The sequence below is a fragment of the Streptomyces sp. NPDC026575 genome, assembly GCF_055567415.1.
In genome coordinates this window covers 80,247-100,276 of sequence record NZ_JBVHQM010000015.1, presented here as the reverse complement: position 1 = coordinate 100,276, position 20,030 = coordinate 80,247, and the positions used below count along the sequence as shown (strand labels likewise).

General features: G+C 71.8%; 15 protein-coding genes and 1 tRNA gene. 7 read left to right on the top strand and 9 right to left on the bottom strand.

Annotation, left to right across the window (positions count from 1 at the left end):
- Nucleotides 1-3: 3 nt before the first annotated feature.
- Entirely contained in the window at nt 4-1,830 is a 1,827-nt protein-coding gene (locus tag ACZ4NB_RS21805; RefSeq protein ID WP_467663833.1) for an AMP-dependent synthetase/ligase, read from the bottom strand.
- A gap of 265 nt (nt 1,831-2,095) precedes the next feature.
- Nucleotides 2,096-2,959, bottom strand: a complete 864-nt coding sequence (locus tag ACZ4NB_RS21800) for a LysR family transcriptional regulator (RefSeq protein WP_467663831.1) — start codon at nt 2,957-2,959, stop codon at nt 2,096-2,098.
- 140 nt (nt 2,960-3,099) lie between these two features.
- Between ACZ4NB_RS21800 and ACZ4NB_RS21795 the strand changes: the two genes are divergently transcribed.
- Nucleotides 3,100-4,305 (top strand): bile acid:sodium symporter family protein, encoded by a 1,206-nt coding sequence (locus ACZ4NB_RS21795; protein WP_467663829.1) that lies wholly within the window; start codon nt 3,100-3,102, stop codon nt 4,303-4,305.
- Here the strand turns inward: ACZ4NB_RS21795 and ACZ4NB_RS21790 are convergent.
- Complete coding sequence (locus tag ACZ4NB_RS21790; RefSeq protein ID WP_467663828.1) at nt 4,188-6,158, bottom strand: exo-alpha-sialidase; 1,971 nt, start codon at nt 6,156-6,158, stop codon at nt 4,188-4,190. The two genes, ACZ4NB_RS21795 and ACZ4NB_RS21790, sit on opposite strands and share 118 nt — an antisense overlap.
- A gap of 249 nt (nt 6,159-6,407) precedes the next feature.
- Nucleotides 6,408-7,349, bottom strand: coding sequence for a quinone oxidoreductase family protein (locus ACZ4NB_RS21785; protein WP_467663826.1), 942 nt, complete (start codon nt 7,347-7,349; stop codon nt 6,408-6,410).
- Between the two features lie 152 nt (nt 7,350-7,501).
- Here ACZ4NB_RS21785 and ACZ4NB_RS21780 point away from each other — a divergent pair, with 152 nt between their 5' ends.
- Entirely contained in the window at nt 7,502-7,945 is a 444-nt protein-coding gene (locus tag ACZ4NB_RS21780) for a MarR family winged helix-turn-helix transcriptional regulator (RefSeq protein ID WP_467663824.1), read from the top strand.
- 75 nt (nt 7,946-8,020) lie between these two features.
- On the opposite strand, the gene fdhD is transcribed toward ACZ4NB_RS21780, so the two are convergent.
- Nucleotides 8,021-8,878, bottom strand: coding sequence for a formate dehydrogenase accessory sulfurtransferase FdhD (gene fdhD / locus ACZ4NB_RS21775; protein WP_467663822.1), 858 nt, complete (start codon nt 8,876-8,878; stop codon nt 8,021-8,023).
- A 297-nt stretch (nt 8,879-9,175) separates the two neighbouring features.
- Here fdhD and ACZ4NB_RS21770 point away from each other — a divergent pair, with 297 nt between their 5' ends.
- The 4 genes from ACZ4NB_RS21770 (at nt 9,176) to ACZ4NB_RS21755 (ending at nt 13,417) form a co-directional block, all read left to right on the top strand.
- The gene (locus ACZ4NB_RS21770; protein ID WP_467663820.1) at nt 9,176-9,859 is read left to right on the top strand and encodes a GntR family transcriptional regulator; all 684 of its coding nucleotides are present in this window, start codon (nt 9,176-9,178) and stop codon (nt 9,857-9,859) included.
- Between the two features lie 203 nt (nt 9,860-10,062).
- Nucleotides 10,063-10,449 carry a chorismate mutase gene (locus ACZ4NB_RS21765; protein WP_467663818.1) on the top strand — a complete coding sequence of 129 codons (387 nt, stop codon included), beginning with the start codon at nt 10,063-10,065 and terminating at the stop codon, nt 10,447-10,449.
- Nucleotides 10,450-10,692: 243 nt separating this feature from the next.
- Nucleotides 10,693-11,130 (top strand): hypothetical protein, encoded by a 438-nt coding sequence (locus ACZ4NB_RS21760; protein WP_467663816.1) that lies wholly within the window; start codon nt 10,693-10,695, stop codon nt 11,128-11,130.
- Nucleotides 11,131-11,857: 727 nt separating this feature from the next.
- Nucleotides 11,858-13,417: an aldehyde dehydrogenase family protein gene (locus tag ACZ4NB_RS21755; protein WP_467663815.1), complete on the top strand. Its 1,560-nt coding sequence runs from the start codon at nt 11,858-11,860 to the stop codon at nt 13,415-13,417.
- A gap of 45 nt (nt 13,418-13,462) precedes the next feature.
- Here the strand turns inward: ACZ4NB_RS21755 and ACZ4NB_RS21750 are convergent, their stop codons facing one another.
- Nucleotides 13,463-14,800, bottom strand: a complete 1,338-nt coding sequence (locus tag ACZ4NB_RS21750) for a DUF2254 domain-containing protein (protein WP_467663813.1) — start codon at nt 14,798-14,800, stop codon at nt 13,463-13,465.
- A 105-nt stretch (nt 14,801-14,905) separates the two neighbouring features.
- On the opposite strand from ACZ4NB_RS21750, the gene ACZ4NB_RS21745 reads away from it, so the two are divergent.
- Nucleotides 14,906-14,993, top strand: a tRNA-Leu gene (locus tag ACZ4NB_RS21745).
- Between the two features lie 355 nt (nt 14,994-15,348).
- Here ACZ4NB_RS21745 and ACZ4NB_RS21740 read toward each other — a convergent pair.
- The 3 genes from ACZ4NB_RS21740 to ACZ4NB_RS21730 are packed head-to-tail and all read right to left on the bottom strand — an operon-like array spanning nt 15,349 to nt 19,975.
- On the bottom strand, nt 15,349-16,911 hold the full coding sequence (locus tag ACZ4NB_RS21740; protein ID WP_467663811.1) for a GMC family oxidoreductase: 1,563 nt from the start codon (nt 16,909-16,911) through the stop codon (nt 15,349-15,351).
- 14 nt (nt 16,912-16,925) lie between these two features.
- Nucleotides 16,926-18,509: an APC family permease gene (locus ACZ4NB_RS21735; RefSeq protein ID WP_467663809.1), complete on the bottom strand. Its 1,584-nt coding sequence runs from the start codon at nt 18,507-18,509 to the stop codon at nt 16,926-16,928.
- Nucleotides 18,506-19,975: an aldehyde dehydrogenase family protein gene (locus ACZ4NB_RS21730; RefSeq protein ID WP_467663807.1), complete on the bottom strand. Its 1,470-nt coding sequence runs from the start codon at nt 19,973-19,975 to the stop codon at nt 18,506-18,508. The genes ACZ4NB_RS21735 and ACZ4NB_RS21730 overlap by 4 nt, the downstream gene beginning before the upstream one ends.
- Nucleotides 19,976-20,030: the final 55 nt, after the last annotated feature.

The window sequence follows — 20,030 nt, the reverse complement described above, 5'->3', positions numbered from 1 at the left end:
CCGTCACGACCCGTACAGTGCGTCCACTTCCGCCGAGTACGCCGTCTCGATCGCCTTGCGCTTGAGCTTCAGCGACGGCGTCAGCAGTCCCTGTTCCTCGCTGAACTGGTTGGCCAGTATCCGGAACGTACGGATCGACTCGGCCTGTGAGACGAGGGTGTTGGCGGCGACGACGGCGCGCCGGATCTCGGTCTCCAGGTCCGGGTCGCGCACCAGATCCGTCGGCGGCATCTCCGGCTTGCCGCGCATGGCCAGCCAGTGCGCGACCGCCTCCGGGTCCAGCGTCACCAGCGCGGCGATGAACGGCCGGTCGTTGCCGACGACGATGCACTGGGCGACCAGCGGATGCGCCCGTACCCGCTCCTCCAGGCCCACCGGCGAGACCGTCTTGCCGCCGGAGGTGACCAGGACCTCCTTCTTCCGCCCGGTGATGGTCAGATAGCCGTCCTCGTCGAGGGCGCCCAGGTCACCGGTGGAGAACCAGCCGTCGTGCAGTACCGCGTCGGTGGCCTTGGGGTCGTTGTGGTAGCCCTGGAAGACCTGGCCGCCGTAGAGCCAGATCTCGCCGTCCTCCGCGATGTGCACGGTGGTGCCGGGGATGGGGGTGCCGACGGAGCCGAAGCGGGTCCGCTCGGGCGGGTTGGCGGTGGCGGCCGCGGTGCTCTCCGTCAGGCCGTAGCCCTCGAAGATCCGCACGCCGGCGCCGCAGAAGAACAGCCCCAGTCGGCGCTCCATCGCGGAACCGCCGGACATGGCGTACCGCATCCGGCCGCCCATCGCCGTACGGACCTTGCTGTAGACGAGCTTGTCGAAGAGCTGATGCTGCATCCGCAGCGCGGCGCTGGGGCCGGAGCCGGTGCCGAACGCCTTGTTCTCCTGCGCCTCGGCATAGCGCACGGCGATGTCGACGGCTTTGTCGAAGGGGCCTTCCTTGCCGTCCGTCTCCGCCTGCCGCCGGGCCGCGGCGAAGACCTTCTCGAAGATGTACGGCACCGCGAGGATGAAGGTGGGTCGGAAGGCCCGGAGGTCGGGCAGGAGCGCCCGGGCCGCCAATTCGGGCTGGTGGCCCAGCTTGACCCGGCCGCGGACCGCGGCGACCTGCACCATCCGCCCGAAGACGTGCGCCAGCGGCAGGAACAGCAGCGTCGCGGCCTCGTCGCCCGGCTTCGAGGTGAAGACGGTCTCGTAGCGCATGACGATGTTGTCGGCCTCGGCCATGAAGTTGGCGTGGGTGATGACACAGCCCTTGGGGCGGCCGGTCGTGCCCGAGGTGTAGATGATCGTCGCGATGGCGTCCGGGGTGACGGCCATCCGGTGCCGGTGCACCACGTCGTCCTCGATGTGCGCTCCGGCCGCGGTCAGCTCGGCCACCGGGTCGGCGTCCAGCTGCCACAGCTTGCGCAGCTGCGGGAGCCGGTCGATGACCGAGCCGACGGTCATCGCGTGGTCCTCGTGCTCGACCAGGCACGCCGAGACCCCCGCGTTGTGCAGCATCCAGAAGACCTGCTCGGCCGAGGACGTCGGATACAGCGGTACGGACTGCGCGCCGATCGACCACAGCGCGAAGTCGAACAGGGTCCACTCGTAGCGGGTACGGGACATGATCCCGACGCGGTCACCGAACCGGACGCCCTGCGCGAGCAGGCCCTTGGCCAGTGCGATGACCTCGTCGCGGAACTGTCCGGAGGTGACGTCCTGCCAGTTCCCCGCGTCGTCCTTACGCCCGAGAGCGATGTGTCCGGGGTCGGCCTCGGCGTGGTCGTAGACGGCATCCGCCAGCCCGCCGACCCGGGGCGCGGTCGCCAAAGGCGGGACGGTGAACTCGCGCAATGACCCAGCTCCTCGTGGTGTTGCTCACAAGGCCGCGACCGTACCCCACGGGGACGGCATCCGGCAGTGCCGTACCACGGCGTGAACCCGTCGCTACCGGAACTGGCCAAGCGAAGAAATCGGGCTACTTCGAAGAAAAATGGACATGATCCGGGTACTTCGACGCCGGACGATCACGACGCCGGGACCATATCTGCACCAAATCTCTGCACCTGACGCCTGGTCGTACGCTTGATCATCCGACCCGCCCGGAACGGGCCCGCGGCTACGGGAGCTGCAGTCGGTCACCGCCCGCGAGGATCGCGTCCGCCAGCGCCTCCGCCGGGCCCCGCGCCGCGCGATCGCGCTCGCCGTGCAGGAGGACGAAGTCGACCCCGCCCAGTTCCGGCAGTCCGGCACGTGGCGGGATCTGGACCAGACCAGGCGGGATCATGCCTCTGGTATGTGCTATAACACCCAGACCTGCCCGGGTTGCGGCGATCAGTCCGTTCAGGCTCCCGCTGGTGCAGGCGATCCGCCACTGCCGGCCCTGTCCCTCCAGCGCCTCCAGCGCACGGGCCCGGGTCACCGCCGGCGGCGGATAGACGACCAGGGGGACCGGACGCTCCGGATCCAGCCGCAGCCGCTCGGTGCCCACCCACACCAGCCGGTCGCGCCACACCAGGCGCCCGCGCGAGTCCTCCGGGCGCCGCTTGGCGAGGACGAGATCGAGCCGCCCGGCCGCCAGCAGCTCGTGCAGGATCCCCGACAGCTCGACGGTCAGCTCCAGATCGACCTCGGGGTGCTCCCGGCGGAACCCTTCGAGCACCTCCGGCATCCGGGTCAGCACGAAGTCCTCGGAGGCGCCGAAGCGGAGCCGGCCGCGCAGCCTGGTGCCCGCGAAGAAGCCGGCCGCCCGCTCGTTGGCCTCCAGGATCGTGCGGGCGAAGCCGAGCATCGCCTCGCCGTCCTCGGTCAGCTCCACACCGTGGGTGTCGCGGGCGAACAGCCGCCGGCCGGCCGCCTCCTCCAGCTTGCGTACGTGCTGGCTGACGGTCGACTGCCGCAGCCCGAGCCGGTGCGCGGCCTGCGTGAAGCTCAGCGTCTGTGCCACGGCCAGAAAGGTGCGCAGCTGCGCGGGCTCGAACATGGACCCTCCGGTGCTCATCATGTTCTGCGATGACAGTCACCACGGTAAGAGGGGTTCCCGATCGCCGCGGCGACCGGCACGCTGGAGCGGGCACCGTCCACGCCGCCGCCCGAGAGCCGCCTGACGACCGAAGAGAGACCATGCGCCGCCCCTCCCTCAAGCCGCCCTCCTGGCTGCCCGTGGACGGATACCTCCTCGCTCTGGTGGGCACCGTGGCACTGGCCGCGCTGCTGCCCGCCCGCGGAGCGGCCGCCGGCGTCGCCGACGGCGCCTCCACCGGAGCCGTCGCGCTGCTGTTCTTCCTCTACGGCGCCCGGCTCTCCACTCGCGAGGCGCTGGACGGTCTGCGCCACTGGCGGCTCCACCTCACCGTCCTGGCCGCCACCTTCGTGATCTTCCCGGTGCTCGGCCTGGCCGCCCGCGGCCTGGTCCCGTACGTCCTACCGCCGACCCTCTACACCGGGCTGCTGTTCCTGTGCCTGGTGCCCTCCACGGTCCAGTCCTCGATCGCCTTCACCTCGCTCGCCCGCGGCAATGTCGCGGCGGCGATCTGCGCCGGCTCGTTCTCCAGCCTCGCCGGCATCGTCGTCACACCGCTGCTGGCCGGCCTCGTGCTGCACGGGGACGGCGGCGGATTCTCCGCCGACTCGCTGCTGTCGATCGTCGGCCGGCTGCTGCTCCCGTTCGCCGCCGGGCAGGTGCTGCGCCGCTGGTGGAGCCGGAGGGGCCGGGTGCGGCGCGCCGGGCAGGGCGCCGACGGGCGACCGGACGGCGACTTCCTCGCCCGCCACAAGAAGGTCCTCGGCTATGTGGACCGCGGTTCGATACTCCTGGTGGTCTACGCCGCGTTCAGCGCCGGCGTGGTCCAGGGCAGCTGGCACCAGGTCTCCTGGCTGCGGCTGCTGTGCCTGCTGGGCGTGGAGGCCGTGCTGCTCGCGCTGATGCTGACCCTCACCTCGTACGGCGCGAAGCGGCTCGGCTTCCCCCGTGCGGACCGGATCGCCATCACCTTCGCCGGCTCCAAGAAGAGCCTGGCGGCGGGGCTCCCCATGGCCAGCGTCCTCTTCGGCGCCCAGGCGGGCCTGATGGTCCTTCCGCTGATGCTGTTCCACCAGATGCAGCTGATGGTGTGCGCGGTGCTGGCCAGGCGGTATGCGGCCGGTGCGGAGCAGGGGCAGGAGCCGGAGCCGCGGCGGGAGGCCGGTCCCGCCGCGGTCGCGGTCGCGTCCTACCGGCCCGGTCCGCGTACCCGGTCCAGCGACAGCCCCAGCACCAGCGGCGCGGGCACCGAGGCGTCGTCGGTGCGTACCGCGGACAGCTCGGCGTCGGTCAGCGCCCGCCGGTAGACCCGTACGGCGTCCAGCGCACCGGTGAACTGGGCGCGGGCGTCCGGCCGCTGACCGAGGTGGACGCCGAAGACCGACCCGCGGCTGACCGAGCCCGGGACGTCGGCCACGACGGCGGTCTCGGTGCCGTCCACGGTGAGCAGCAGCCGGCCGCCGGTGCGGCGCAGCGCCAGATGGTGCCAGTCGCCGTCGTTGTAGGCCGCCGCGGTCGCGGCCTGGGCGGTGGCGGGCGGCGAGGCGCCGTCGACGGCGGTGACGCGGGCCAGCAGCCGGCCGTTGCGGGGGTCGCCGGTCAGTGCGACCTGCGGGCTCCTGGTGCCCACGCCGCCCATCCACAGCAGCGGCTGCTCGCCGGTCCGGGCGTCGTAGCGGAACCACAGGCTGCAGGTGAAGTCGTGGGTGCCCAGGGGGAGGGAGCCGCGGAACGGCAGGCGGACGGCGTCGTCCTTGCCGTCGAAGGAGAGCGCCTGGCCGAACCGGCCGCCGGTGGCGGACGCACCGCCGAGGACGAGGGCCGGCCGGGCGCCCAGGGCGGCGTCGCGGGTGGTGGGGTCCGGGGCGCGGCGCGGGCCGAGCCAGTCCTCGGTGAAGCGGACGAAGCGGATCTCGTCCCGGGCGTCGACCGCGCCGCCCTCGTACATCAGGCCGGTGACCTCGGGCGAGATGGCGACCAGATCCGAGTAGCCGGACCAGTCGGTGGTGACCCGGGCGCCCCGGTCGACGCCCTCCCAGGTGCGGCCCTCGTCCCAGGAGGAGCGCAGGGTCATGGTCCGGCGCCGGTCGGGATCGGCGGGCGCGGCGAACAGGGTGCGGCCGCGGCCGTCCTTCGGATGCGGCAGGCGCAGCGCCGAGCCCTGCACCATGGGGGAGTAGAGGTCGGGCAGGGCGCGGAACGGGGCGGTGAAGGAGTCGCCGCCGTCACGGCTGACCGCGGCGTCGCGATGGCCCAGGTCGGTGCCGTCCTGTTCGCGGCCGTTGACGTAGATCGAGCCGTCGGAGCGCTCCAGGAGGGTCATCTCCGAGGGCTTCTGGCGGAACGTTCCGTCCGCCGCGATGGGCCAGCTGTCCAGCGCGCCGACCTTCCAGGTGGCGCCGCCGTCGTCGCTGTGGATCAGCGCGGCGTGGTTGGCGGTGACCCGGTTGTCCGCGTAGCTCTCGGAGTTGATGCCGAAGACCAGCCGGCCGCTGTGCCGCCCGCGGGTGAGCTGGATGCCGTGCACGGGGCCGGTGGCGTACCAGGAGTTCCACTGCGGGGGGCGGATGCCGGGGGTCAGGTCCCGGGGCGCGGACCAGGTCGCGCCGTCGTCGTCGCTGTACTGCAGGTGCGGGGTGCGGTCGCAGGGGACATCGCAGCTGCGGCCGTCGTCGCGGCCCTTGTTGTAGGTCTCGGCGAGGACGATCCGGCCGGTGCGGCGGTCGACGATGGGGGCGGGGTTGCCGTGGGTGTCTCCGCCGCCCTGGTTGACGACCTGGAGCGGGCCCCAGGTGCGGCCGCCGTCGGTGGAGCGCTTGAGGACCAGGTCGATGTCGCCGGAGTCGCCGCAGTCGTGCCGGCGGCCCTCGGCGAAGGCGAGCAGGGTGCCGCGCGCGGACCGCACGACGGCTGGTATCCGGAAGCAGAAGTAGCCCCGTTCCTGGGCGGCCTTGAACAGGATCTGCTGCTCGAACCCGCCCTCGGGCAACGGCACCGTGGCGGACGTGCCACCGCCCGACGCCTCGTCAGGAACGGCGTGGGCGGGAGCGGTCGGCAGCAGTGCGAGGGCCGAGGCCGCCAGTACGGCGAGCGTGGCGGTGACGCGGCGGTGCCGGGGTCTGCGGCGGGGGCTGGGGTGTGCGCGGAGAACTGACGTCATGGTCCGGCCTGCCCTTCGAGGGATCGGCGGTCGGGTCATCAGGACATCCCACGTCCTATGTGCATCCCTGACGGAAGCTACTGCCGCGTGCGGACCGCGACAAGGAGCCTGCATCGGTTCTCGGCGCCGCCGCCGGAATTCACTCACCCGGCCCGCAGGCACTGCGCCGGGTGCGCCGCGCGAGCCGGGTGTGCCGGGTGTGCCGCAGGGCCGGGGCGAACGGCACACCCGGTCCGCCCCCGCGGTGCGTCACGGCCGCAGCACCACCTTGCCGAGATTGGCCCTGGCCTCGATGATCTCGTGCGCCTTGGCGGCCTCGGCCAGCGGCAGTTCGGCGTGCACGGCGGCGCGCAGCCGGCCGGACCCCGCCAGCTCCCACAGCTGCGCCCGGTGCTGCTCGTACAGTTCCCGCTGGACGGTGGTGAACCGACGCATCGTCAGGCCGGTGACCGTCTTGGAGCCGGCCAGGAGCTCATACGCCGGGACCGTGCCGCCGCCGGAGTTGAAGAAGACCAGTCGGCCGCCCTCCGCCAGCGCGGCCAGCGCTCGCGGCAGCACCTCCCCGCCGACGCCGTCCAGGACGATGTCCACCGGCTCGCCCCAGGACTCATGGTCGTAGGTCACCACCTCGTCGGCCCCGAGTCCGTAGAGGAACTCCGCCTTGGCGGCCGAGCCGACCGCGGCGACCACCCGCGGCACCCCCTGGAGCTTGGCCAGCTGGACGGCGAGGTGCCCGGTGCCGCTGGCCGCGCCGGTGATCAGTACGGATTCGGTGCCCCGCGGTGCGGCGGTGCTCAGCGCGGCGAGCGCGACATGCCCGCTGCGCACCAGCGCCACCGCCTCCACGGCGCTCGCCCCCTCCGGTATCCGGCTTGCCAGGAAGGCGGGCGCGAGGGCGAGTTCGGTGTACGAGCCGGTGAGGGTGAGCGAGGTGACGCGGTCGCCCACGGCGAACCCGGTGACGTCCGGGCCGAGCGCGACGACCTCGCCGGCGATCTCCCCGCCGGGCGTGCTGGGGAGCGGATCGCCACCGCCCTTGCCGTCGCCGCGCAGCCGCCGTACGCACGGCAGCGTCACCCCGATCGCCTCGGTGCGCACCAGGAGTTCACCGGGGCCGGGCACCGGCGCCTCGGCCTCCTCGACGCACAGGACTTCCGGGCCGCCGTAGGTATGGAATCGGACTCGGCGCATGGGCCGCCACCTCCGTGAAGGGTCGGGTGGGCCGGTGGGCGCCGGCCGCGCTTCATTGGGTCACCCAACAATAAGCGAAGCCGTTGGGGAAGCCAATGAATTTTCGCGACTTTTCATAGGGCGACCCAATGGATTCTCGATACGCTGGCCCCATGGCCGACACCTCCTACGCCCCCAGCCGCATCCGCGCGCTCCCCAGCTGGCTCCTGGGCCGTGCCGCCGCCCGCGGCCACCGCCTGGTCGCCGAGGCCCTCGCCGCCGAGGGCATGCGGATGATGCATCACGCCGTGCTGTCGGCGGTCGACGAGCTCGGCCCGGTCTCCCAGGCGGAGCTCGGCCGAACCCTGGGCATCGACCCCAAGGACGTGGTCGCGATCGTCAACGACCTCCAGAAAGACGCACTGGTCACCCGCACCCCCGACCCCACGGACCGGCGCAAGAACGCCGTCGAGATCTCCGCCGACGGCAGGCGGCGGCTGCGCCGCACCCAGCGGCTCGGCGACGAGGCCAATGCGGAGCTGACCGCGGCACTCACCCCCGCCGAGCGCGAGCAGCTGATCGCGCTGCTGACCCGGATCGCGCTGCCGGGGGAGTGAGGTGCGGGTGGGGGAGGGGGCTGCCGCCATGGGCTCAGTGGCGGACCCGCCCCCGTCGCCCCGCCGCCCGCCGCCTCAGCCGGTGGCGGCCGTGGTGCCCAGGGCGAGGCGGTGCTCACCCGCGTACACGTTCATAGAGGAGCCGCGCAGAAACCCGACCAGGGTCAGCCCGGTCTCCTGGGCCAGGTCGACGGCGAGCGAGGACGGGGCCGAGACCGCGGCCAGCACGGGTATCCCCGCCATCACCGCCTTCTGCGCCAGCTCGAACGACGCCCGCCCGGAGACCATCAGCACGCACGAGGACAGCGGCAGCAGCCCCTGTTGCAGCGCCCGGCCCACGATCTTGTCCACCGCGTTGTGCCGCCCCACGTCCTCCCGTACGTCGAGCAGTTCCCCGTCGGTGGTGAACAGCGCCGCGGCATGCAGGCCCCCGGTCCGGTCGAACACCCGCTGGGCGGCCCGCAGTTGGTCGGGGAGGGCGGCGAGGGTGGCGGGCGCGAGGCGGGCCGGGGTGTCGGGGGAGGTGTCCAGCGGCCAGCGGGCGGTGGTGCGCACCGCCTCCAGGCTGGCCTTGCCGCACATCCCGCACGACGACGTCGTATAGACGTTGCGCTCCAGGCTGATGTCCGGGAGCGGCACCCCGTCCGCGAGCCGCACGTCGACGACGTTGTAGGTGTTGGCGCCGCCCTCGCCGGTCGCCCCCGCGCAGTAGACGATGTTCGCCAGCTCCTCGGCGCGGGCCAGGACGCCCTCGCTGACGAGGAAGCCCGCGGCCAGCGCGAAGTCGTCACCGGGCGTGCGCATCGTGATCGCCAGCGGCTTGCCGCCGAGCCGGATCTCCAGCGGCTCCTCGGCGACGAGGGTGTCCGGGCGGGTGCTCACGGCACCGTCGCGGATACGGATCACCTTGCGTCGTTCCGTGACACGTCCCATGGCTTGATCAGTCCCACTCGTTCCGGTGACCTTGGCGCCCTCATTGTCCTGCATGGGGCGGCCGCGCCGGCCGCCCGCGGCGCAGCGTCCCGCCGCCCGGCCGACCGGGCTCAACCAGCGTCGATCCCCCAGGGGGTTGGCCGCCACCGGAGCGCGCTGCATACGGCGGAGCCTCGGGCCGTCCTGATCGGCGGGCCCCGGATCGTCCTGCGCGCCGGGAGGCCCGCTCGGTAGACTGTAGACGATAGCCAATCGCTGATCCGCAGGGTCTGCGCGCGTCCACGGAGGGGGACCTCGATGCTGTCCAAAGGGCTGCCGCAGGGCGCCGTGCCGAAGCTCGAACGCCCCGGTCCACTGCGCGAGCGCGTCTATGAGGCGCTGCTGGAACTGATCACCACCCGTGCGCTGCGGCCCGGCCAGCATCTGGTCGAGAGCGAGCTCGCGGGGCACCTCGGCGTCTCCCGGCAGCCGGTCCGCGAGGCGCTCCAGCGGCTCAACACCGATGGCTGGGTGGACCTGCGGCCGGCGCAGGGGGCGTTCGTCCACGAGCCCACCGAGGAGGAGGCCGACCAGCTGCTGACGGTCCGTACGCTGCTGGAGGCGGAGGCCGCCCGGCTGGCCGCGGCCAACGCCGGCGCGGCGGGGATCGCGGAGCTGGAGGGGCTGTGCGCCCAGGGCGAGCGCGCGGTGGCGGACGACGCGGTGGACGACGCGGTGGCGGCCGATGCGGCCTTCCACGCCAAGGTGATGGAGCTGGCCGGCAACGCGGTCCTGGCGGAGCTCTCCGCGCAGGTCGGGCGCCGGGTGCGCTGGTACTACACGCCGGTCGCCCGGCAGCGCGGGAGTCAGTCGTGGAGCGAGCACCGCGAGCTGATCGCGGCGATCGCCGCCCGTGACGAGGAGCGTGCCACCACCCTCATGCGCGCCCACACCGAGCACACCCGCCGTACCTACCACGAGCGGGAGCGCGAGGCGGAGTAGCGACGGTGCGGTGGACCGGAGCAGGAACGGTCGGCGGATCGGGGCAGGGACCGTCCGGTGGACCGGGCAGGCCCCGTGGCTCCTCGGCCGCCACGCGTCCGATCCGCGAGACCAGCCCCGACCGCCGACCGCCGGCCGGGTAATCTTCCCTCGACCCGGACCGAAGCACCGGACGACGTCCGACCACGAATGGCGAGAGACACATGAGCGAAGGGACAGCACCGGCGGCCGGCGAAGCGGCCTCCGTCGCCGACGAGGCGGCCCGTGAGCGGCTGGGCTACCTGCGCAGCAGCATCGACAACCTCGACGCCGCCCTGGTCCATTTGCTCGCCGAGCGCTTCAAGTGCACTCAGCAGGTCGGCGAACTCAAGGCCCGGCACAGCCTGCCGCCCGCCGACCCGGCCCGCGAGGCCGCCCAGATCGAGCGCCTGCGCCGACTGGCCGAAGACGCCCGCCTGGACCCGGCATTCGCCGAGAAGTTCCTGAACTTCATCATCGATGAAGTGGTCCGCCACCATAAAGCGATCGCGAATCAGGGTGCCGCCAGGAACGGATCTCGCGAGGGCGCAGACGCAGGACCCGAGAGCTGATCATCCGGGAGATCCGGGAGATCGACTTTGCGGCGACCGCTTCTGAGTCGTCGTACCCAGCGCACACACATCCACGGCCGGCGCGCGGGCAGTGTCCTTGAGGCCGGCCCTCGACAACCAGCCCCATCGTGTGGCGCGTTGACCATGAAGTACGTTGCGTCACGAACGGCCCGCCCGTAGCCTTCCCATCGCCAACTCGCCGACCTGCGCGTTGGTGTTCAAGTTCTCACAGGGGGAAGGCACATGAAGCGTCGCAATAAGGTGCGGATGTCGATGGTGACGGGGGCGAGTGCCGCCGCCCTCGCGATCAGTCCGGTCGGAGCGGGGACCGCGCAGGCGGCGGGGCCGCGCGACGCGGTGGCCAGCTGTTTTACGCCTGGAGCAATGGGGATCATGGACCTGTACCGCGGGGCTACGCCGTACAGCTCCTTCTACGCCCATATGCAACTCAAGGACAATTACGCCGACGGGCGCCACGTGCGGATTCGTTTCCTCAGCAAGCGTGTCGGAGGCAGCGCGACGGTGAAGTGGCGGTGGCACTCATCGTTTGCAGGCGCGGGCTCGCTCGCGGTGTTCAGGACCAACGCGAAGGACAAGTACGGCATCGCGGCCGCTGGGATCGAGGTGGCGGAGTTCAAGGGCAACACCAAGCTCAAGTCCTGCACCGGTTGGGCCAGATAGGGCGCCGAGTGCGCTCGCACCCCCTACCCCCACCGCGAACAGCGGGAGCACTAGGGCCTGTCCGATGGGTCCTGGCCGGGCCCGCGACGCCTGGCACGGCACCTCGCGGCGTTGCCGAATCATCCCGATAGCTCCGCTATCGAGACGCTCCGGCGCCTTGCGATGCACCGCACCAGACGCCGCGGCCTTTCCGACCCCGACCCATCGGACAGGCCCTAACAGGAGCAAGAGGTTCAGTGCTCGCAGAGGGAGAATTCCCCAGGCCGATTTCCCGGTTCCTGCCCACCGTCCGGTAGTCCAGGTCGATCTGGACGACGGTGGCGTCCGGCGACAGCCGCCTGCCCGGGCCGGCGGTGACCACCGCGCAGCCGGGCTTGCCGGTGATACGGCCCGCATCGGACAGTCGCTGTCCAGTGGGGCGGCGGTGGTCGGGCCAAGCCACCGGAACGGGCCTGTTCGGACGGCGGGCGCGGATCGCCGCCAAGGCAAAACCGCCGGCCGCCGGGGCGGGTGGGCGCCGTCCGGCCGGGGAGCGGGGGCGGCCCACCCACCACTCGCCTCACCCAGGTGGCTGTGCCGCCCACGAAGAGTGACACTCGCCATACCTGACGCCGGACCGCCCACCGGTGCCGCCCCGCCCACTACCGTCCGGTAACGGCTTCTCAGGGAGCCGCCCGAGCGCCACCACCCTGCCCCTCCGGCCGTGCACCGAGAGCGGAGACACACGATGGCACCCACCCCCGACACCACCCCGACCCTGGCCCTCAAGCCCGGTACGTCCTGGCAGGACGCCTGGCAGCGGAGCCTGGCGGCCGCCCCCGAGGCGTTCCGCGACGATCAGGCCCTCAACCTCTGGGCCGCCGCCTGGCACCCGGACGGCGATCCGCTGCCCGCCACCAGCCCGATCGACGGCACCCCGATCGCCGGCCCGCCCCGCCTCGACGCCGACACCGCGCGGCAGGCCGTACGCGCCTCCCTCGACCAGCACCGCGCCTGGCGCCAGGTCCCGCTCGCCGAGCGCAGGGCCCGGATCTCCGCCACCCTCGACGCCCTGACCGAACACCGCGAACTGCTCGCGCTGCTCCTGGTCTGGGAGATCGGCAAGCCCTGGAAGCTCGCCCAGGCCGATGTCGACCGCGCCATCGACGGCGTCCGCTGGTACGTCGACGAGATCGACCGGATGCTGGTCGACCGCAGCCCGCTGCCCGGCCCGGTGAGCAACATCGCCAGCTGGAACTACCCCATGTCGGTGCTGATCCACGCGATGCTCGTCCAGGCGCTGGCGGGCAACGCCGTGATCGCCAAGACGCCCACCGACGGCGGCCTGGTCTGCCTCACCCTGGCCTGTGCGCTGGCCGCCAGGGAGGGCGTTCCGGCCACCCTCGTCAGCGGCAGCGGCGGCGAGCTCTCGCCCGCCCTCGTCCGCTCACCGGAGATCGGCTGTGTCTCCTTCGTCGGCGGCCGGGACACCGGCGCCGGCGTCGCCACCGCCGTCGCCGACCTGGGCAAACGCCATATCCTCGAACAGGAGGGCCTCAACACCTGGGGCATCTGGCACTACACCGACTGGCAGTCCCTCACTCCGCTGCTGCGCAAGACCTTCGACTACGCCAAGCAGCGCTGCACCGCCTACCCCCGCTTCGTCGTCCAGCGCGACGCCTTCGCCGACTTCCTCGCCGCCTACCTCCCGGCCGTACGCAGCGTCCGCTTCGGCCACCCCCTGGCCGTCGCCGATCCCGCCGACCCGCTCCCCGAACTCGACTTCGGCCCCCTGATCAACGCGGCCAAGGCCAAGGAACTCGCCGACCTCACGGCCGAGGCTCTCTCCCGGGGCGCCGTCCCCCTGCACCGGGGCACCCTCGCCGACGGCCACTTCCTCCCCGACCAGGACACCTCCGCCTACCTCCCGCCGACCACCCTCCTGGCCCCGCCGCCCTCCTCGCCCCTCCACCACGCCGAGCCCTTCGGTCCCGTCGACACCGTCGTCCTGGTCGACACCGAGGCCGAGCTGCTCGCCGCGATGAACGCCAGCAACGGCGCGCTGGTCGCGAGCCTCTCCTGCGACGACAAGGACACCTACGACCGCCTCGCGCCCCAGATCCGCGCCTTCAAGGTCGGCCACAACAAGCCCCGCTCCCGCGGCGATCGCGATGAGCTCTTCGGCGGCTTCGGCAACTCCTGGAGCGGCGCCTTCGTCGGCGGCGAACTGCTGGTCGGCGCGGTGACCGAGGGCCCGGCCGGTGAGCGGCTGCCGGGCAACTTCCCGGACTACCACCTGATGCCGTAGCGGGGCGGCGGGCTCCCGGGCTGCGGCACGTGGATCAGGTCGGCCCTAGCCGATGCCCTGCCGGTCGGGGTGCGAGGCGAACCGCCGGTCCGCCGCCTCCGGCACCGCCTGCTCCACCGCCTGGAGCAGCAGCTCGCGGTGGCGCACCAGGGGTTCCCGCCGCTCCTCCGGGGCGAGCAGCAGCAGATCGTCGATACCGGCCAGCAGCCTGCGCGTCACCTGCGGGCTGTGTACGGAGGCGGCCCGGACCTCGGTCAGCCCCAGATCCACCAGATCCGCCCACCCCGGAACCCGCTGCGTCAGTCGCACCGCGCCTCGGCGGTCGCGGTGGTGCACCGTCCCGAGCGGCCGGTCCACCACCGCCGCCAGGATCTGCACGACCCGGTCCAGGCACTGCACGGCGGTGGTCGGATCGTTCACCGCCGGCGACAGCGCGCGCAGCGCGATATCCGACAGCTGCCGCAGCCCCAGCCCGAGATCCTGGTGGAAGGTGCGCTCGACGCCGACCGAGACCGTGTACCGCAGCAGCGCCCGCCGCGGCGGCGTCCCGCCGTGCACCGCGAGCACCGGAGTCCCGGGCATCACGAAGTCCCCGATGCGCGGGATCAGCCGCAGTACGACGCCCTGCCGCCGCGCCACCCGCACCAGCCGCGCCACATGCACATCCCGCACCACCCCCGCCCGCCCCTCATGCGCCATCCACCCGGTCTCCGGTGCTCGCACCCCCTCCTCGTCCCCGCCGTCCTCGCTGCCCGGCGCCTGCCGCGCCAGCATCCGCAGCGTCTCCCGCGCGATACGGTCCACCACCGGCCCCACCTGCATCAGCCGCAGCGTGGACGACACATACGCGATGAACAGCAGCAGGCTCAGCCCCACCAGCGCCAGCGTCAGCAGGCTCTGTACGACCGGTACGGAGGTGACCTCCCGCGCACTGCTCTCGCTCTCGTAGGAGGTGAGCACCAGCAGCGAGAACAGGAACGTCGCCAGGAAGACGCTGAGCGTGATCTTGGTGATCCGGCTCCGGACGAAGATCCGCACCACCCGGGGGGTGAGCTGGCCGCTGGCCATCTGCACCGCGACCAGCGAGATGCTGAAGACCACGCCGATGAAGGTCATCATCGCCGCGCTGATCGTCGTCACGATCGTCTTGGCGTCCTCCGCGATCGACATCAGCTCCCGGACCGCGCCGTACGCCCGCTCGCGCTGCAGCAGCGCGACGATCTCCAGGTCGACGGCCGACGCCGCCCACCACAGCAGCACCGCACCGAGCAGTCCGGCCGTCGGAGCGAACCAGAAGGTGTCCCGCAGATGCTCCCGCAGCGGCGACAGCGCCCGTGGCCTGCGCGGCCCAGTGAGATGAGCGATGTGTCCGTCATTGCCCATAAGTGGAGGCTATGTCCCGCACGGATACGCAGGTGAAAGGCACTCCGAAACCTTGGTATTGTTGTCCATGTCGCCGCGGGGAGCGCCCCGTGAAGATCACACCTAGTCCGGGTGGCGGAATGGCAGACGCGCTAGCTTGAGGTGCTAGTGCCCTTTATCGGGCGTGGGGGTTCAAGTCCCCCCTCGGACACCAGCGAAAAACCCCTGTTGATCAGGGGTTTTCTTCGTTTTGAGGGTCGGTGTCGAGCCCCCCTCGGGGAATCTGGGCAACTTATCCGATTTGCCTGTTCCATTCCCCTTGTTCGGGAGTATCCTGAAGACCGGCCTACGGGGCGAGCGAGGGAGTTCGACCGGACTGGCCTCGGGGAAGGGAGCTCTGGCTCTCGCCGAGGACGAGAAGAAAGGTCGGGCTGAGAGGCTGAAAGGTCGTGAGACCGGACGGCGACCCCCAAGCACCTGATCCGGACAATGCCGGCGAAGGGAGCCCACCTCGTAGGTCTTTGCCGTGCCCTGGTCCGCGAGGCCGCCGGCCACGAGCCGGGCCGCGCTCAGCCGCCCCGGATCAGGTCCGCACACTTCTCCCCGATCATCATCGTCGTGATGCAGGGGTTCACGGTCGTCAGGAACGGCATCACCGAGCCGTCGGCCACACGCAGGCCGGTGACGCCCTTGACTCGCAGCTCCGGGTCGAGCGGGGCGGCGTCGTCGCCGGGAGCGCCCATCTGGACCGTGCAGGCCGGGTGGTAGACGGTGTTGTGGGTGTCGCGGATGTAGGCGAGCAGGTCGTCGTCGGAGTGGGCGGCGGGGCCGGGGGCGAGTTCGACGCCGGCCCAGCTCGTCATCGGGGCCTGGGCGGCGATCTCACGGGCGAGGCGGAGGCCGTGGGTCATGACCCGGATGTCGTGTTCGTGGGTGAAGTAGCGGGGGTCGACCTTGGGCTTGTCGCGGAAGTCGCGGGTGCGCAGGCGGACGGTGCCGCGGGAGCGGGCGCGGGTGACGTTCGGGGTGAGGCAGAAGGCGTTGGACGAGGTGGGGTAGCCGCGGCGGTAGGTGTTCATGTCGAAGGGCACGGAGCCGTAGTGGAACATCAGGTCGGGGCGGTCCAGGCCGGGTTCGGTGTCGGCGAAGATGCCGATCTCCCACCACTGGGTGGAGGAGGCGGTCATGGGCTGCTTGGCCTCCCACATGATCACGCCCTCGGGGTGGTCCTGGAGGTTCTCGCCCACGCCGGTCGAGTCGACGAGCGGTTCGATGCCGACCTCGCGCAGGTGCTCGGCGGGGCCGATGCCGGAGAGCATCAGCAGCTTGGGGGTGTCGATGGCGCCGCAGGAGACGACGACCTCGCGGCGGGCGTTGACGGTACGGCTGTGGAAGAGGTCGGGGGAGAGGTACTCCACACCGGTGCAGCGCCGGGAGGGCGTGAAGTTCAGCCGCTTGGCCTGGAACCCGGTGCGTACGTCGAGATTGCGGCGGCCGTCCATGACGGGGTGGAGGTAGGAGACGGACGCGGAGGAACGGGTGCCGTCCGGGCGGCAGTTGATCTGGAACCAGTTCGCGCCGCGGACGACGGTCTTGCCGGTGTTGAACGGGGTGGTGGGGATACCGGCCGCCGCACATGCCTCCAGGAGGGCCACCCCGCACGGGTCGCGCGGCGGAATCGTGCGCAGGGTGACCGGGCCGGAGCGGCCGTGGTGGTCGCCCGGGGCGTCATTGCTCTCCAGCCGCTGGTAGAGCGGGAAGCAGTCGGCCGCGCTCCAGCCCTGGCAACCCCTCGCGGCCCACTCGTCGAGGTCCTCGGCCGGAGCCCAGAAGGCGATACAGGAGTTGTGCGAGGAGCAGCCGCCGAGCACCTTGGCGCGGGCGTGCCGCATGAAGCTGTTGCCGTTCTCCTGCGGCTCGACGGGGTAGTCCCAGTCGTAACCGGACTCCAACAGGCTCATCCAGCGGTCCAGGCGCAGCACGTTGTCGTCGCCGACGTCGGACGGACCGGCCTCCAGCAGGCAGACCGTGACCGAGGGGTCCTCGCTCAGCCGCGCCGCCACGACGGCACCGGCCGTGCCGCCGCCGACCACGACATAGTCGAACTCTTCCACGGGGGTCTCTTGGGGCATCGCGCGGTCTCCCGTCAGGGGGTGGGGGTGGTGGGGGAGCCCGGGCCGCCCGGGCCGCCGTCGTCGGGGCCGACGGCGGCGTGCATGGCCAGGACGCCGGTCCGCTTGCGCTGGACGAACCAGTAGTAGGTGAAGCCGCCGATCGCCACGACGCCGATGAACAGGAAAGCGCCCCAGCGCAGATACCAGTGCTGCGGGCCGGTCGCGTTGTAGACGGCGGCGCGCGGCCAGGCGAGGTTGAGGGACATCCCGATGCCCCAGAGGACGGCGAGGATGTTGATCGGCACGCCGAACCTGCCCAGCGAGAACTTCCCCTCCAGCGGGGTCCACCTGCCGCGCAGCCGCTGGATCAGCATCGGCAGGGTGACCGAGAGATACGCCAGATAGATCATGATGATCGCGATGCTGGTGATCACCGAGAAGATCTGCGGCTGGTTGACGTTGAGCACCAGGATGCCGATGGCCACCAGGCCGATGACGACGGCGGGCAGCACCGGCGTCTGGAAGCGCGGACTGACCTTGGCGAGCAGCGAGGCGGCCGGCAGGTTGTTGTCCCGGGCCATCGCGAACGCCAGCCGGATGCCCGCGGTGTGCACCGCCAGCTCGCACACGGTGATCGCGATGACCACGCACCAGAGCACGACCTGCCCCACCGTCGAGCCGAGGGTGGCGAGGACGACGTACTGCAGTCCGTCCACGGACAGCTCCTCGGCGTGCAGGTCGGGCGCGGAGAGCAGGGCGAAGAGCAGGATCAGCCCGCCGATGAGGAAGGACGCGACCAGCGCGCGCAGGATCGCCCGCGGCGCGTTGCGGCCGGGGTCCTTGGACTCCTCGCCGAGCGACGAGGCCGTGTCGAAGCCGTACATGACATACGCGGAGGCCAGCGACGCGGTCAGAAACGCCCCGAAGTACCCGAGGGTCTCGCCCTCGCCCAGACCGAAGGTGTTGGTGATCGCTCCCGGGCCGCGGGTGATATGCGCGGCGAGCAGCACGATCAGGACGATGGCGGCGATCAGCTCGATGGCCACGCCGGCCGAGTTGATCCGCGCCATCAGCTTGACGCCGAAGGCGTTGACCAGGGTGGTGAAGGTGACGAGTACGGTTCCCAGCACCACCGCGTTGGCGGCCGCCGACTGCCCGGTGCCGTCGCCGATGAACTGGAACCACGACGAGATCTGCGGCAGCGTCACCTGATAGGCCAGGGCCACCGCCGCCAGCGAGACCATGGTCGCGGTCAACATCATCCAGCCGCCGAGCCAGCCGAAGTGCGGGCCGCCGAGCTTCTTGGCCCAGTTGTAGATCGAGCCGGCCACCGGATAGCGGGCGGCCAGCTCGCAGAAGCACAGCGCCACCATCAGCTGCCCGACGAAGACCATCGGCCAGGACCACCAGTACGCCGGGCCGCCGTGGGCGACACCGAAGTAGAACAGCTGGAAGGTGCCGGTGAGGATCGAGATATAGCTGATGCCGGCGGCGAAGGTGTGGAAGTTGCCCAGGGTGCGCTTGAGCTCGGGCTTGTAGCCGAGTTCGGCGAGCGAGGCGTCGTCGTGCGCATGGTCGTCGCCGGGCCGGGGGTGCACGGATCCGGGATCCGTCACTCGAACCACCTCTGCGGCCGCGGCGCGGTATTGCGCCAGATGTGCTTGGCCTCCTGGTACTCCGCCAGCCCGGCGGGCCCCAGCTCCCGCCCGACGCCCGACTGCTTCATCCCGCCCCACTCCGCCTGCGGCACGTACGGGTGGAAGTCGTTGATCCACACCGTTCCGGCGCGCATCCGGGCCGCCACCCGGTGGGCGCGCTCGCTGTCCTGCGTCCACACCGCCCCGGCCAGCCCGTAGACCGTGTCGTTGGCGAGCGAGACCGCCTCGTTCTCGTCGCGGAACCGCTCGACGGTCAGCACCGGCCCGAACGACTCGTCCCGTACGACGGACATGTCCGGGGTGCACTCGTCCAGGACGGTCGGCAGATAGTAGAAGCCGTTCGCCAGCGACGGGTCGTCGGGCGCCGAGCCGCCGCAGAGCAGCACGGCCCCCTCGTCGAGCCCGGCCGCCACATACGCCTCGACCTTCGCGCGGTGCGCGGCCGAGATCAGCGGCCCGGTGCGGGCATGCTCGTCGAACGGCCCGCCCAGCCGGATCCGCTGGGCACGGGAGACCAGCTCGTCGACGAACGCATCGTGCAGCTCGTCCTGGACCAGGAGCCGGGCGCCGGCCGAGCAGACCTGCCCGGAGTGCAGAAAGACCGCCGTCAGGGCGTAGTCGACCGCGGTGTCGAAGTCGGCGTCCGCGAAGACGATGTTCGGGTTCTTCCCGCCCAGTTCCAGGGCGATCTTCTTCACCGTGGGCGCGGCCGCGGCCATGATGCGCCGGCCGGTGGCCAGCCCACCGGTGAACGACACCATGTCCACCCGCGGGTCCTCGGTCAGCGGCGCGCCCGCCTCCGGGCCGGTGCCCAGCACGAGATTGCCGGCGCCGGCCGGCAGCCCGGCCTCGTCCAGCAGCCGCATCAGGTGGATGGCGGTGTGCGGGGTCAGCTCGCTGGGCTTGAGGATGAAGGTGTTGCCCGTGACGAGCGCGGGAGCGACCTTCCAGGCGGTCTGCAGCAGCGGATAGTTCCACGGGGTGATCAGCGCGCAGACGCCGACCGGCTCGTGCCGCACCGTGCTGTCGGTCTCCGCGATGCCGGTGTCCACCACCCGGTCGGTGCCGCCGGCCGCGCCCAGGTTCCCGAAGTAGCGGAAGCACTTGGCGATGTCGTCCATGTCGTAGGCGCTCTCGATCAGCCGCTTGCCGGTGTCCAGCGACTCCGCCCGGGCCAGCGCGTCCTTGTCGCGCTCCAGCAGCTCGGCGACGCGCAGCACCAGCCGGCCGCGCTCGGCCGTCGGGGTCCGCGGCCAGGGCCCGTCGTCGAAGGCCAGCCGGGCGGCGGTGACCGCGGCCGCCGCGTCCTTCGGCCCGGCCTCGTCGACGGTCGCGACCAGCGTGCCGTCCGCCGGGCAGCGGATCTCCCGCACCTGCCCGTCGGCCGCTGCGGTCCACTGACCGCCGATGAACAGCTCCGGCATGGGGGCCTCCGGTCTCCGGGCTCGTACGAGGCGGCGGCGAGCGGGCGGGCCGCCC